At 64.3% G+C, this 12,978-nt stretch carries 15 protein-coding genes and 1 tRNA gene; 8 read left to right on the forward strand and 8 right to left on the reverse strand.

Features of this window, described 5'->3' with window-relative positions; translation table 11 throughout:
- Window positions 1–135: 135 nt before the first annotated feature.
- Genes BJP05_RS01785 through rlmB form a run of 5 tightly spaced genes read left to right on the forward strand, consistent with a single transcriptional unit; the run spans window position 136 to window position 4,312 of the window.
- Entirely contained in the window at window positions 136–732 is a 597-nt protein-coding gene (locus tag BJP05_RS01785) for a CarD family transcriptional regulator (RefSeq protein WP_070361918.1), read from the forward strand.
- Window positions 733–746: 14 nt separating this feature from the next.
- Window positions 747–1,472, forward strand: a complete 726-nt coding sequence (gene ispD, locus BJP05_RS01790; protein ID WP_070361919.1) for a 2-C-methyl-D-erythritol 4-phosphate cytidylyltransferase — start codon at window positions 747–749, stop codon at window positions 1,470–1,472.
- A 10-nt stretch (window positions 1,473–1,482) separates the two neighbouring features.
- Window positions 1,483–1,974, forward strand: coding sequence for a 2-C-methyl-D-erythritol 2,4-cyclodiphosphate synthase (gene ispF / locus BJP05_RS01795; RefSeq protein ID WP_070361920.1), 492 nt, complete (start codon window positions 1,483–1,485; stop codon window positions 1,972–1,974).
- Window positions 1,975–1,979: 5 nt separating this feature from the next.
- Window positions 1,980–3,374, forward strand: a complete 1,395-nt coding sequence (gene cysS / locus BJP05_RS01800) for a cysteine--tRNA ligase (RefSeq protein WP_070361921.1) — start codon at window positions 1,980–1,982, stop codon at window positions 3,372–3,374.
- A complete protein-coding gene (gene rlmB, locus BJP05_RS01805) occupies window positions 3,374–4,312 on the forward strand; it encodes a 23S rRNA (guanosine(2251)-2'-O)-methyltransferase RlmB (RefSeq protein ID WP_070361922.1) in 939 nt (312 codons plus the stop codon). Before cysS ends, rlmB begins: the two co-directional genes overlap by 1 nt.
- On the opposite strand, the gene BJP05_RS01810 is transcribed toward rlmB, so the two are convergent.
- Genes BJP05_RS01810 through BJP05_RS01845 form a run of 8 tightly spaced genes read right to left on the reverse strand, consistent with a single transcriptional unit; the run spans window position 4,294 to window position 10,818 of the window.
- Window positions 4,294–5,106: a metal ABC transporter permease gene (locus BJP05_RS01810; protein WP_070361923.1), complete on the reverse strand. Its 813-nt coding sequence runs from the start codon at window positions 5,104–5,106 to the stop codon at window positions 4,294–4,296. The two genes, rlmB and BJP05_RS01810, sit on opposite strands and share 19 nt — an antisense overlap.
- Window positions 5,107–5,787, reverse strand: coding sequence for a metal ABC transporter ATP-binding protein (locus BJP05_RS01815; RefSeq protein ID WP_070361924.1), 681 nt, complete (start codon window positions 5,785–5,787; stop codon window positions 5,107–5,109).
- A complete protein-coding gene (locus tag BJP05_RS01820) occupies window positions 5,787–6,674 on the reverse strand; it encodes a metal ABC transporter solute-binding protein, Zn/Mn family (protein WP_240492785.1) in 888 nt (295 codons plus the stop codon). The genes BJP05_RS01815 and BJP05_RS01820 overlap by 1 nt, the downstream gene beginning before the upstream one ends.
- A gap of 33 nt (window positions 6,675–6,707) precedes the next feature.
- Window positions 6,708–7,391, reverse strand: coding sequence for a trehalose-phosphatase (locus tag BJP05_RS01825; RefSeq protein WP_070361926.1), 684 nt, complete (start codon window positions 7,389–7,391; stop codon window positions 6,708–6,710).
- Window positions 7,388–7,792 carry an META domain-containing protein gene (locus BJP05_RS01830; RefSeq protein WP_070361927.1) on the reverse strand — a complete coding sequence of 135 codons (405 nt, stop codon included), beginning with the start codon at window positions 7,790–7,792 and terminating at the stop codon, window positions 7,388–7,390. Before BJP05_RS01830 ends, BJP05_RS01825 begins: the two co-directional genes overlap by 4 nt.
- On the reverse strand, window positions 7,789–9,072 hold the full coding sequence (locus BJP05_RS01835; protein WP_070361928.1) for a trehalose-6-phosphate synthase: 1,284 nt from the start codon (window positions 9,070–9,072) through the stop codon (window positions 7,789–7,791). Before BJP05_RS01835 ends, BJP05_RS01830 begins: the two co-directional genes overlap by 4 nt.
- Window positions 9,073–9,074: 2 nt before the next feature.
- Window positions 9,075–9,437, reverse strand: a complete 363-nt coding sequence (locus tag BJP05_RS11255; protein WP_070361929.1) for a hypothetical protein — start codon at window positions 9,435–9,437, stop codon at window positions 9,075–9,077.
- Between the two features lie 55 nt (window positions 9,438–9,492).
- On the reverse strand, window positions 9,493–10,818 hold the full coding sequence (locus BJP05_RS01845) for a threonine/serine exporter family protein (protein WP_145945291.1): 1,326 nt from the start codon (window positions 10,816–10,818) through the stop codon (window positions 9,493–9,495).
- Window positions 10,819–11,001: 183 nt separating this feature from the next.
- Between BJP05_RS01845 and BJP05_RS01850 the strand changes: the two genes are divergently transcribed.
- The 3 genes from BJP05_RS01850 (at window position 11,002) to BJP05_RS01860 (ending at window position 12,966) form a co-directional block, all read left to right on the forward strand.
- Complete coding sequence (locus tag BJP05_RS01850) at window positions 11,002–11,751, forward strand: DUF364 domain-containing protein (RefSeq protein ID WP_084028540.1); 750 nt, start codon at window positions 11,002–11,004, stop codon at window positions 11,749–11,751.
- Window positions 11,730–11,802 (forward strand) — tRNA-Thr (locus tag BJP05_RS01855). The genes BJP05_RS01850 and BJP05_RS01855 overlap by 22 nt, the downstream gene beginning before the upstream one ends.
- A 456-nt stretch (window positions 11,803–12,258) precedes the next feature.
- The gene (locus BJP05_RS01860) at window positions 12,259–12,966 is read left to right on the forward strand and encodes a response regulator transcription factor (RefSeq protein WP_070361930.1); all 708 of its coding nucleotides are present in this window, start codon (window positions 12,259–12,261) and stop codon (window positions 12,964–12,966) included.
- Window positions 12,967–12,978 lie beyond the last annotated feature (12 nt).

Raw genomic sequence — 12,978 nt, forward strand, 5'->3', positions numbered from 1 at the left:
GTACCAGGCCCAGGCGGCGCGGGTGGGGTTAAACTTTAGTTGAGTTCGGCGCATCGCGGGTGCGCGTCCCCATTACGGCCCGTAATGGTAGGGTGGTGAGGTTACTGAGCCGGTTGTCATCCTCAAGGAGTGTTCATGGAATTCAAAGTCGGAGAAGTGGTTGTCTATCCGCATCATGGTGCGGCACGCATCGCCGACATCGAGCAGCGCGAAATTGGCGGAGAAACGCTCGACTTTCTCGTACTGCAAATCCTCCAGTCGGACCTTGAGGTCCGCGTTCCTGTAAAGAACACCGAGCTTGTCGGTGTGCGCGACGTCGTCGGCAAGGAGGGCCTGGAGAAGGTCTTCTCGGTGCTGCGCGAGACCGACGTCGAGGAGGCCGGCAACTGGTCCCGCCGCTACAAGGCGAACCAGGAGCGCCTCGCGTCCGGTGACATTAATAAGGTGGCGGAGGTTGTCCGCGACCTGTGGCGCCGTGACCAGGGCAAGGGCCTGTCTGCGGGCGAGAAGCGCATGCTGGGCAAGGCGCGCCAGATCCTCGTCGGCGAACTCGCGCTGGCGGAGCCGGTCGACGAGAAGAAGGTCGAGGAGCTGGAAGAGGGCGTCCGCAAGATTATCGAGGAGCAGGTCAAGGCCGGTATTTCCTTCGCGCCTGACGTGGTGGTTGAGGACGAGGATGACATCGACCTGGATGACCTCAGCTTCGACGACGATGAGGACGACGAGAAGTAGCGGGACGTAGCCGAATGTCTCGCAGGGTAGTGGCCGTCGTTGCCGCGGCAGGCAAGGGCACGCGGCTCGGGGCGAGCGTACCGAAGGCGTTTGTGCCGCTGCGCGGTCGCAGCCTGCTGGAGCGCTCGGTGACCGCGATGGAGACCGCTGAGGTCGTGGACTCGATCATCGTGGTGGTCAGCCCCGAGATGGAGGAGATCGCGCGCACCACGCTGCGAGGCCACGACGTCCGCTTCGTGCACGGGGGCGCGGAGCGCGCCGATTCTATCTACGAGGGCCTCAAGGCGATCGAGCACGAGGACGCCTGCGTGCTCATTCACGACGCCGCCCGGGCCCTGACCCCGCCCGGTATGATCGCGCGCGTTGCCCGCGCCGTGCTCGAGGGCGCGGATGCGGTGGTGCCGGTGCTGCCGGTCGTCGACACCATCAAGGAGATCGACGCAGCTGGACGCGTCGTTGGCACCCCTGACCGCTCGACGCTGCGGGCAGTGCAAACGCCACAGGGCTTTGACCTGCGTTCTCTGCTCGCTGCGAACCGCGCGTACTACGAGGGGACACCGGACTTCGTCGCCACGGATGACGCGAGCCTGATGGAGTGGTTTGGCGTGGACGTGCACACGGTGCAGGGGGACCCGATGGCGTTTAAGATCACCACGCCGATTGACATGCGCCTGGCGCAGAGCATTACGGACGAGGCTGAGCCGACAATCTTTGAGGTGCCGTCGGGGAGTACGCGGTAGGCTTGCGCGCATGACGTCGCACACAGATTTTCCACAGTTCAGGGTCGGTACAGCGTTTGACGCGCACCAGATCGAGGCCGGGAAACCGTGCTGGATCGCGGGCATCCTCCACGAGGGCCAAGACGGCTGCGAGGGGCACTCGGACGGCGATGTTGTCAGCCACGCCGTGGTGGATGCGGTGCTTTCGGCGACGGGCCTGGGGGACCTGGGGTCCTTCGTCGGGGTGGGTAGGCCGGAGTATGACGGGGTGCGGGGCACGCAGCTGCTCAAGGAGCTGCGGGAGTTGCTCGAGCAGCATGGGCACCAGGTGATCAACGTGTCGGTGCAGATGATTGGCCAGACCCCGAAGATGGGCCCGGTGCGCGAGGAAGCGCAGCGCGTGCTCTCGGAGGCGCTCGGCGCCCCTGTGTCGGTGACGGCGACTACGACGGACCACATGGGTTTCACCGGTTCGGGTGAGGGGCGCGCTGCCGTCGCTACTGCGCTGGTTGCACTAAGCTAAGGGCCGTGACTGCCGAGACCCAACAGATTTTTGACACCGCGACGCGCACGCTGCGTCCATTCCGCCCGCTGCGTGAGGGCCACGTTTCCATCTACTTGTGCGGGGCCACGCCACAGTCCGCCCCGCATATCGGGCACTTGCGCTCGGGGGTGGCGTTCGACATCGTGCGCCGCTGGTTCGCGGCCAAGGGCTACGACGTCGCGTTCGTGCGCAACGTCACCGACATCGATGACAAGATCTTAAACAAGGCCGCCGAGCACGATCGGCCGTGGTGGGAGTGGGTCAGTACGTACGAGCGCGAGTTCACGCGCGCCTACAACACCCTCGGCGTGTTGCCGCCGTCTGTCGAGCCGCGCGCCACGGGCCACGTCACCCAGATGGTCGACTACATGCAGCGGCTTATCGACGCCGGCTTCGCCTACGCCTCCGAGGGCTCCGTCTACTTCGACGTGGCCGCCTGGACGAAGGCGAGCGACGACTACGGTTCCCTGTCCGGCAACCGTGTCGAGGAGATGAACCAGGGCGAGAGCGACGTGCACGGCAAGCGTGGCAGCCACGACTTTGCACTGTGGAAGGCCGCCAAGCCGGGCGAGCCGAGCTGGCCGACCCCGTGGGGCGACGGCCGCCCCGGCTGGCACCTGGAGTGCTCCGCCATGTCCACTTGGTACCTGGGCGCCGAGTTCGACATTCACGGCGGCGGTCTGGACCTGCAGTTCCCGCATCACGAAAACGAGCAGGCGCAGTCCCACGCCGCGGGTGATGGCTTCGCCCAGTACTGGATGCACAACCACTGGGTGACCATGGCGGGCGAGAAGATGTCGAAGTCGCTGGGTAACGTGCTGAGCATCGACAACATGCTGGACGCCGTGCGCCCGGTGGAGCTGCGCTACTACCTGGGATCCGCGCACTATCGCAGCGTGCTGGAGTATTCGCCGGAGGCGCTGCAGGAGGCCGCGGCGGGCTACCGCCGCATCGAGGACTTCGTGCATCGCGCCGGCACGCCCGAGTCGACCACCTGGACCGAAGGCTTCGCCCAGGCGCTAGACGACGACTTCTCCGTGCCCCGCGCGCTCGCCGAAATCCACAACGTGGTCCGTGAAGGCAACAAGGCGCTCGCCGCGCACGATACCGCCAAGGCAGCCGAGTTGGCTGCTCAGGTGCGTGCGATGGCCGCGGTGTTGGGGGTGGACCCCGGTGTGTGGGACGATGGGGCGTCGAAAAATAATGGAGTAACCGAGGCACTTGATGTGTTGGTTGGTGCCGAGCTTGAGCGCCGGGCCGCCGCGCGTGCCGAGAAGGACTGGGCCGCGGCCGATGCCGTGCGTGACCGCCTTGCCGCCGCAGGCATCGAGGTCACCGACACCGCCGACGGCGCGCAGTGGCAACTGAAGGAGAACTAATGGCCAAGCCATACCACCGCCCCGATAAGCAGAAGAAGAACAAGAAGACCGCCACGAAGGGGTCTGGCGGGCAGCGTCGCCGCGGGCTGCGCGGCAAGGGTGCAACCCCGAAGGCCGAGGACCGCGTCTACCACGCGGCGCACAAGCGCAAGCTGGAGCGCAAGCGCCGCGACCAAGGCCGCCACGAGCGCGAGCTGCCGGACATGGTTGTTGGCCGCAACCCCGTCGTGGAGTGCCTGCACGCCAAGGTGCCAGCCGAGGCGCTGTTCGTGGCGCGCGGCACCGGGCACGACGACCGCCTCAGCGAGGCCGTCACCCTGGCGAACTCCCGCAACATCCCGGTGCAGGAGGTGGACCGCCACGACTTGGACATGATGACCGGAAACGGCATGCACCAGGGCATCGGCCTGAAGATCCAGCCGTACAAGTACGCGGACGTCTTCGACCTGGTCGCTGGTGTGGCGGACCGCGGGGAGACCGGCATGTTTGTCATCCTGGACAACATCACCGACCCGCGTAATCTCGGCGCGGTGATCCGCTCGACGGCCGCGTTCGGCGGCCACGGCGTGATCATCCCGGAGAGACGCTCCGCGCAGGTGACGGGCGTGGCGTGGCGCACCTCGGCGGGCACGGCGGCTCGCCTGCCTGTCGCGCGTGTGACCAACGTGACCCGTACTGTCAAGCAGTTCAAGGACAACGGCTACATGGTCGTGGGCCTCGACGCGGGCGGCGAGCACACACTGGACACTTTCGAGGGCGCCACCGACCCGGTAGTCATCGTCGTCGGCTCGGAGGGCAAGGGTATCTCCAGGCTCGTGCGGGAAAACTGCGACGTGATCATGTCCATCCCTACCACCGAGTGGGTAGAGTCCCTGAACGCCTCCGTCGCGGCCGGCGTGGTGCTCAGCGAGTTCGCACGTCAGCGCCGCGTGAAGTAGCCCACCGCCCGGCACACGAGGTAGATGGCGAAGGACACAAACGCCACCATCACACTCACCGGCAGGCCGGGCGCCAGCGAGAGCAGCATGCCGCCCACGGCGGCGAGCTCCGCGAAGAGCACCGACCACGCCACCGCCGCCGCGGGACGCGCCGTAATGGCCACCGCGGACGCGCCGGGCGTGATCAGCAGCGCCATCACAAGCAGCACGCCCACGATCTGCACGGTCTGGGCGGCCGCCATGCCGAGCAGGATGGCGAACAGCGTGGCCAACACCTTCACGCGCACCCCGCTCGCGGCCGCCATCTCCGGGTCTACAGAGGCGAACAGCAGCGGGCGCCACAGCACCATCACGGCCACCACGACTAGCAGCGTGGTGGCAGTCAGCACCCCGAGGTTCTCCCTGCTCACCCCGACGATCTGGCCGGTGAGCAGCGCCATCGCCGTGGTGGAGTTGCCGGGGTAGAGGTGGATGCACAGCACGGAGATGCCCATGCCGAAGCTCATCACCACGCCCACAGACGAATCCGTGTCGCTGCGAAGCCCCAAAAGGACGAGCACGATCGCCGCCACAATCGAGCCGACGACGGCCCCCAAGCTGAGGTTCAGGCCCGTCACGAGGGCAACCGCGGCACCCATCAGTGCGAGCTCAGAGGTGGCGTGCACCGCGAATGACATTTTCCGCATCACGATCAGCGGCGCAATCACCCCGGAGAGCACGCCCAGCATCGCGCAGGCGATCAGCGCAGTGATCACGAAATCGAACCCGAGCAGGTACTGCGTTTGCTCCAGCATTTACAGGATCACCGTCTTTCCACCCACGCGCACGACCTCCACCGGAGCCCCGTACAGCTCGCTGAGGACCTCGGAGCGCAGCACCTCGTCGGCACTGCCGACCACGTGTCCGTTCGGCCCCAGGTAGAGCACCGTGTCCACGATGTCGATCACCGGATCGATGGAGTGCGTCACCATCACCACCGCGACCTTCGCGGCGTGCAGCCGGGACACGAAGTCGCGCTGCCGTGCCACGTCGAGCGAGAGCAGGGGCTCGTCGGCAAGGATGAGGTCGGGCTGCTTCGCAAAGGCCTGCGCCTGCCGCACCAGCTGCTGCTGACCACCCGACAGGGTGCCCACGCGGGCGTCGGCAAGGTGGAGCGCGCCCACGCTGTCCAGCAGCGTATCGACGTCCCCCTTCCTCGGCCGACGCAGCGGACGGTGCTCAAGCGAGAGCGACACCAGATCGCGAACCCGCACCGGCAGCTCCGGCGGGAACATGCGCTGCTGCGGGATAAACCCGATGTTCTTCGGCGCCGAAATCGTGCCTGAGCTGAGTTTCCGCGTGCCCAGGATCGTACCGAGCAGCGTGGACTTGCCGCTGCCGTTCGGGCCCAGCACAGCGACAAATTCCCCCGCGGCGACATCAAGGTTGATGTCGTGCCACAGGGGATCACAGGAAGCGTTGGTCAGGTGCAGCATTAGAGCTCGTCAAGCGCCTTGGCAAAGTAGTCGAAGAAGTTCTCGCCGTTTGGTGGGGTCTCGTAAATGTCAACGACCTTCACGTTGTTGGCCTTCGCCACCTCAACCAGCTTGTCGGAGACACCGTTCGGGCTCTGCGGGTTGTTAATCAGGATGTCGATTTCGCCGGACTCGAGTGCAGCGATGAACTCCGCGAGCGCCGCCGAGGACGGCTCCGAGTGGTTCAGCGTTGCGTGGCGGAAGGACTCCGGAGTGACGTCCTCGAGCGCGGACTCCTCGATGATCGCGTCCGCGATTGGGTGCGTCTGCGCCACGCGCGCCGCCTTGAGGCTGTCCAGCTTCGCCTGCAGCTGCTCAAGCTTCTCATCGAGCGCGTCCGTGTTGCCATCAGTGCGCTGCGCGAGGTCCGCGCCCACCTTCGCGATCGCCGCGGTGGAGTACCAGATGTGCTCGTTCTCCTCGTGGGCGTGGTCATGGTCGTGGCCCTCATGGTCGTGGTCGTCATGGCCATGCTCACCGTGCTCGTGCTCGTGCTCGTGCGCCTCCGTCAGCGGCAGCGCGGAGACCACGTTCGCGTCCTCCGCCGCGCCGTAGATGCGGGCGTCGTACGCGCCACCGTTAGCCACCACGAGCACCGCCTTCGCCACCTGCGCCAGGTCGGCGGCCGTCGGCTCGTAGTCGTGCGGGTCCACCGACGTATTCGAGATGATCGCGGGGACGTCCTGGCCCGTCACCAGGCTCGCGACGTCCGCCCACACCTGCGTCGTGGCCACGATCTGGCCGTCGGCGGCATCAGCTGCGGTGTCGCCGGTGCTGTCAGTGCTGCTGCAGGCGCTCAGCGCGAGCGTCGATGCAGCAAGGATGCCAATGAAGCGTCGTGAAAACATGGCCGCCATTGTACGCGGTATTGAAAATGAATATCAACAACGAGCGTCGGCGAGCGCCTTCAGGAAGGCCGCCATCTCGTCCACGCCTGCGACGTCGACCCCTACCTTGATCCCCACATCCGCAGGCCCCAGCACCGCTAGCGCTGTGTCGTCCGTGACGTCATCGCCAGCGAAGAGCGTCGCAGCAAAGCGCTGCTTGTGGGCCCGCAGCCACGAACCCTTCGACACATCTACCGCGGAAAACTCCACCACGTTATTGCCTGGCGTGACAGGGCGTGGCGTTTGAATCCGCAGCGCCTCCGCCAGCATGCGCTCGCGCTCCGCCGCGTCCCCCACGGGCGCGACGTGCAGCACCCGCTGGTAGGGCTTGACCTCCACGTACGCCGGCGAGACCGCGATCGCCTCCAGCTGCTTTTCGATTGCGTCCAAATACTCGACATCCTCCGGCGTAAGCTCCGGGCCAGGCTCCGCGCCGTGCGAGCCCACCAACACGACGGGCTCGCGCAGCGGGAACACCCTGCGCAGGCCCTCCAGGTGGCGGCCGGACAGCATCGCCACCTCCGTATTCGGGGCGTGTGCCAGGCGCTCAATCGCCTCCAGAGCCACCGGGTGCGGTTTCACCGCATAAGGGTCCGGGTTCAGCTCGCTGATCGTGCCATCGAAATCGAGGCAGACAAGGAGCGAAGGGGCCGTCGATAAGTACGCGATGGAACTCACAGCATCATCACCCGCATGCTCGGTTCGTTCACGTCGTCACCGTCGAGCGTGAGCACCTTCTCGGTGTCACTGACATTGTTGATCCGGAACGTGGCCTCCGGCACCACCAGCGACGCCAGTTGATCGTGCGTGTAGCGCGCCGCCCCCTCGCAGCCCGCCGTGTCGGCGAAAGAAATCTCGTTGATAGTCAGTGTGTCTTCAGTGACCGTGACGTCGCCTTCAACCTTGCCGCATCCCGTCGAGCCCGTCAGCTTCGAACCGTCGATGCTCACATTCGCCCGATCCGGCACATCCCCCGGCGTGTCCGGAGCCGTGTACACCGCAACGACCTGCCACACCGGCGGCGCCGGCGAACACGCCGCCAGCCCCAGTGCTGCACCTGCAACAACCAGCCGTTTCATCGCGCAACCTCCTGCAAAAACTCCGCGGCCCACCGGTGGACATCGTGCCCCAACACGCGCGCATACATCCGCCGCATCCGCTCCGGATCCGGGACAAGTGCCTCCCGCATCGCCCGAAGTATCGACGCCCCCTCGAACGGATTACACAAATACGCGTCGTGCAGCTCTACGGCCGCGCCGGCGAACTCGGACAGCACCAACGCGCCGTCCCCGTCCGGGTGGCAGGCCACGTACTCCTTTGCCACCAGGTTCATGCCGTCCTTAAACGGCGTCACCAACATCACGTCCGCAGCCGCATAGAACGTGCCCAGCTCCTGCTTGGACACACCGCGATGCATGTAGTGGATCACCGGGCGACCCACCGATCCGAAGCGGCCGTTAATCCTGCCCACTGCCTCTTCGACCTGGCGGCGGGTCTCGCGGTAGTGCTCGATGCGCTCCCGCGACGGGGTGGCCAGCTGGATCAGGGTGGCGCCGACACCTTCCTCGAGCAGTTGCTCAAACGCGAGCAAACGCTGCAGGATGCCCTTCGTGTAATCCATGCGGTCCACCCCCAGCATCAGGGCCGCAGGATTACCTACCGATTCCCGCAGCTTCGCCACCGCCTCCGGCGAGCCAACCTGCACCGCCGCCGGGTCAATCGAGATCGGGAACGTTCCACTGCGCGGGCTGTTGTTATCGTCGCCGACGAGTGCGCGGAAGTTGCGCTCATCCGCCTCGCGCTGAAACCCCACCAGGTCGCAGCCGTTGAGTCCACCGATGAGTTCCTCGCGCCACGGGAGCTGGCGGAACAGGTCGGGGGAGGGGAACGGAATATGCAGGAAGAACCCGATGGTCAGGTCGGGGCGCATCTCGCGCAGCAGGCCCGGCACCAGCTGCAACTGGTAGTCCTGCACCCACACCGTCGCGCCCTGCGCCGCCACCTCGGCGGTCGCGCGCGCGAAGCGGACGTTAACGTCACGGTAGCGCTGCCACCACTGCTCGTTGTACTGCGGGGCCACGATCAAGTCATGGTAAAGCGGCCACAACGTCGAGTTGGAGAAACCCTCGTAGAACTCCTCGTAGTCCTGGGCGTCCAACGTCACCGGGTGCAGGTCAATGCCATCAAAGCGAAACGGCGCGACCGGTTCATCCACCGCGCCGGACCACCCCACCCAGCAACCGGCGCGTGCCCGCAACACGGGTGCGAGCGCAGCTACGAGCCCGCCGGGTGACGCCTTCCACCCGCCCTCGACACGGTCGACGGGCAGGCGGTTAGCCACCACTACGAACTCATTCACAACTACGACTTCTTCTTTACAGTCTTCTTTTTGGTGGCCTTTTTCTTTGTTGCTTTCTTCTTGGTGGCCTTTTTCTTCGTGGCCTTCTTCTTAGAAGCCTTCTTCTTGGTGGCTTTCTTCTTCGTAGCCTTCTTCTTGGTCGCCTTCTTCGGCTCTTCCTCTTCCTCAGCGCCCAGGACTTCCTCCGCGTACTTCTTGTACACGAAGCCCTGTGGCTCGACACCGAGCATGGACATCAAGGTCACGCCATCAAAAAAGTCCTCGGCGTAGGTAGCAACAATCCTGCGAGCACCAGATGCTGTCTGCTCCTCAACGGCGTGGAGCGCCTCAGGCGAGGGGCGAGAGTCGGTGATCTTGGGTGGCACTACGGGTTCCTCCTTGTACGACGCGCATTACTAGCACAACGATTCTACGCCAATATTAGTGACGAAGCCCGCCTGGGGGCCTCCGTCGGCGGATCTGCTGGAACGTGAAGCGCCCGGCCCGCTTGAAGGCCTCGTACGGAATGTAGTGCTGCGGGGCACGCAGACGGCGCGCCACCCACTCGCCAAACACCACACCGCCAGCCAGCGCCATACAGGTGCCGACCGCCATGAACAGGTTGGTCAGGCCCACCACGATCTGCTCGTTCATCATGGCGTACATCCCGCGATACACACCAGAGCCAGGCAGGAACGGGGTCACACCAGTCACCGCGGTGATCACCGGGTTGATCAGGAAACGGCGGGCAATCAAACCACCCGCAAGGCCGACGACGAACGCCAACGCCGCCGTCGCCATCAGGGCGCCGGAGCCGATTGGGATCAAAAACAGGTAATACATACTCGAACCGGCGGCGGCCGTAAACGCCGCCACCACCACCGCGGGGCGCTCCGCGAAGCACGTCACCGCGAATGACGCCGACGCCAACGTACTCCCCGCAATACGCGCCGCCGCACCACTAAATGTTGGGGTCCCCAGCATCGTCTCCAGTGGCGGCAAGCCCAGGCCCATGAGCTCCCACGTGTTCAACCCAATCGCGACACCAGCCACGATGCCGCCGGTAAAGAGCAGTGTCTGGAAGAATCGCGCCGAGGCCGTCACCGGCGAGCCCGTCACCCCGTCAAGCAGCGACTGCACCAAGGTCAGACCCGCCAACAGGACCACAATGCCCACCGCGATCACTTGGCTGGGCACAATCGTCTTGCCGATCATCGGCGCGACCTCGTAGAACAGCGCCGCCGGGATCGTCGTCAAGAAGCCGCCGATGGCGCAGTGGAAGAAGTAAGGCAGGGAGTTGCGGGACAAAATCTTGTTAAATCCCATGATGAGAAACGCTGTGAGCCCGCCAATCGCGGACATGAACAGGTCCCCGCCCAGCAAAATCGCGACGGCCGCGCCCATCACCAGCCAACCCGCCAGGTAGCGCGTGTTGCGCCACGGGATAGGGGAGTTATCAATATCGTCGAGGATTTTCTCCGCAAGCTCCGGTGGCGTGGCGCCCGAACGAATCGAGCGGATCAGCCGGTCCGCCTCCTGCAGCTTGTGGTAGTTCTCGCTCATCATCGTGACCACGCGGAACACGTTGACCGGGGTACGCTTATGCACTCCAATAATCGTGTTAATCATGATCGTGTTCACCGTGATGTCCACATGGCAGTAGTGCAGACCATACGACGAGGTCACCGTGTGAATCTGCGCAATCGCATCCGAAGACGTCGTGCCATTCGCGATCAGGACCTCCCCAATGCGCGCAGCAATATTCATAACCCCGGCTACCTGCGCGGTATCCGTCAGATCAATCGGGGCAAGCACGGACGGCGGCGGCGACGTTCGCGCCGCGTCAATCGTCGCCACGTGCTGGCGTGACCCGCGGACAAACTCCCACAGCGAATTCAAGTTCACGTATTCGACCCTAGCAAGCCACCCCGACACGCCTAGAATGGCCACATGACCTGGCAACTCTACGAGCAACTTATCGACGCCACCCCGACCTCCATCACCGTGACCGACTTCGGCATCGCGCCCCACTGGGCCTGGCTCCGCACCTCCGACGGCCACGTCGGCATCGCCGCCGTCTACCCCGGCGACGGCCGCCCCGTCCTCTCCGAGTCCCCAATCGGACGCCCCCTTCTCGACGCCGCCTCCATGGTCACATCGTGGAACTTCGCCGAAGCCGGCGTTGGCCTCGCCGCCATCAACGCCTGGGTGAACCGCGACGCACCCCACTTCGACGACGCCCCGGACGCATTCGTCGCCTACGCCTCCCACTACGCCGGCAAGCGCGTTGGCGTCGTCGGGCACTTCCCAGGCCTGGAGCGCACCCTCCGCGACGTCGCCGACCTCTACGTCTTCGAGCGAGTCCAACGTCCCGGCGACTATCCGGACTCCGCCTTCGAATACCTCGCCCCAGACCTGGACACAGTTTTCATCACCGCCTCCGCCCTCGTGAACAAAACGATGCCACGCCTCTTGGAACTCGCATCCGGGCTGGACACCATCATTGTCGGTCCATCAACCCCAATGACACCCACGCTTTTCGATGCCGGCGCCACCACCCTTTCCGGGTTCATCCCCACCGACCCTGCCGGGCTCGTCGGCACGCTGAAGGGCATCGGTGGAGGTAGGAAGTGGGATTTCGGTAAACGAGTGAACGTTAGTGTAGACTCTTCAGCGCTGCTAGAGTGGCGCAATCGGTAGCGCAACGCACTTGTAATGCGTAGGTTGCGAGTTCAAGTCTCGTCTCTAGCTCTGAAACCCCCTCCCGGGACGTACCTAACGCCGGGGAGGGGGTGTTTGCGTTGGGGTGCCTGACTATTTTGATGCCCGACGCCCCGCAATCGCCCCGGTGCACCAATTTCCCCATTTTCGCCAAGGCCAAGCGACGTTTCCCCAGTTCAGCGTTTGGTGGCGGTGAGATCTGGTGCCCAGGCAATGCACAGTCATTCCCGACGACCTGCATTGGTCGACGCTAAGAGGTCGACCGGAACGAAATCCAACCGGCCCCAACCCCGCCTCTCCCGGCGGACTATCCCTGTTTTACTCACCCACATGCAGGGGGCGTACAGGAAACGTTCAGAGAAACGGCGTTAGATAGAGGCAGTTATGTTCATGGGCGTGGAAGCCATTCATGGCGGCCGACGCAGTTCCCGAGAGAAATCTAAGGGAAACGCGAAATGCCCTGGTGTATGAAGGAGTGAACTGTACATGTCTGAGGCTACGAAGCCTGTAAAGGTGCTCGTTGTTGACGATGAGCCGAATATCGTTGAGTTGTTGACGGTTTCTTTGAAGTTCCAGGGCTTTGAGGTCGAGAGTGCGGGCTCTGGCCAGGAGGCGCTGGAGAAGGTGAAGGACTTCCGTCCGGACGCGTTCATCCTTGACGTGATGATGCCGGGGATGGATGGCTTTGAGCTGTTGGGCAAGCTGCGCAGTGAGGGCATTGATGGCCCGGTGCTGTTCTTGACGGCGAAGGATGCGGTTGAGGATCGGATCCACGGCCTGACTATTGGCGCCGATGATTATGTGACGAAGCCGTTCTCCTTGGAGGAGGTGATTACTCGTCTGCGTGTGATTCTGCGTCGCGGCAAGGTGACGGAGGATGCGGATGAGGATACGACGCTGCGGTACGCCGATCTGACGTTGAATGATGAGACGCACGAGGTGACGAAGGCTGGCGAGATCATTGAGTTGTCGCCGACGGAGTTCAACCTGCTGCGCTACCTGATGCTGAATGCTGAGGTTGTGCTGTCGAAGGCGAAGATTCTGGATAACGTGTGGCACTACGACTTTGGTGGCGACGGCAACGTGGTTGAGTCGTACATTTCGTATCTGCGACGCAAGGTGGATAACGGTGATGTGCCGTTGATTCATACGGTGCGTGGCGTCGGCTATGTGCTGCGTACACCTCGTAAGTAAGGCGTAGGTGAC

It is taken from the genome of Corynebacterium sp. NML98-0116 (assembly GCF_001767255.1).
Taxonomy (GTDB): domain Bacteria; phylum Actinomycetota; class Actinomycetes; order Mycobacteriales; family Mycobacteriaceae; genus Corynebacterium; species Corynebacterium pseudogenitalium.

Excerpts from the sequence above, each read along its gene's own strand:
- BJP05_RS01815 (WP_070361924.1), bottom strand. The coding sequence starts at position 5,787 with ATGCTGCACCTGACCAACGCTTCCTGTGATCCCCTGTGGCACGACATC.
- ispF (WP_070361920.1), top strand. The coding sequence starts at position 1,483 with ATGACGTCGCACACAGATTTTCCACAGTTCAGGGTCGGTACAGCGTTT.
- BJP05_RS01810 (WP_070361923.1), bottom strand. The coding sequence starts at position 5,106 with ATGCTGGAGCAAACGCAGTACCTGCTCGGGTTCGATTTCGTGATCACT.
- BJP05_RS01850 (WP_084028540.1), top strand. The coding sequence starts at position 11,002 with ATGACCTGGCAACTCTACGAGCAACTTATCGACGCCACCCCGACCTCC.
- BJP05_RS01785 (WP_070361918.1), top strand. The coding sequence starts at position 136 with ATGGAATTCAAAGTCGGAGAAGTGGTTGTCTATCCGCATCATGGTGCG.
- rlmB (WP_070361922.1), top strand. The coding sequence starts at position 3,374 with ATGGCCAAGCCATACCACCGCCCCGATAAGCAGAAGAAGAACAAGAAG.
- BJP05_RS01860 (WP_070361930.1), top strand. The coding sequence starts at position 12,259 with ATGTCTGAGGCTACGAAGCCTGTAAAGGTGCTCGTTGTTGACGATGAG.
- BJP05_RS01845 (WP_145945291.1), bottom strand. The coding sequence starts at position 10,818 with ATGAATATTGCTGCGCGCATTGGGGAGGTCCTGATCGCGAATGGCACG.
- BJP05_RS01820 (WP_240492785.1), bottom strand. The coding sequence starts at position 6,674 with ATGTTTTCACGACGCTTCATTGGCATCCTTGCTGCATCGACGCTCGCG.
- BJP05_RS01830 (WP_070361927.1), bottom strand. The coding sequence starts at position 7,792 with ATGAAACGGCTGGTTGTTGCAGGTGCAGCACTGGGGCTGGCGGCGTGT.
- ispD (WP_070361919.1), top strand. The coding sequence starts at position 747 with ATGTCTCGCAGGGTAGTGGCCGTCGTTGCCGCGGCAGGCAAGGGCACG.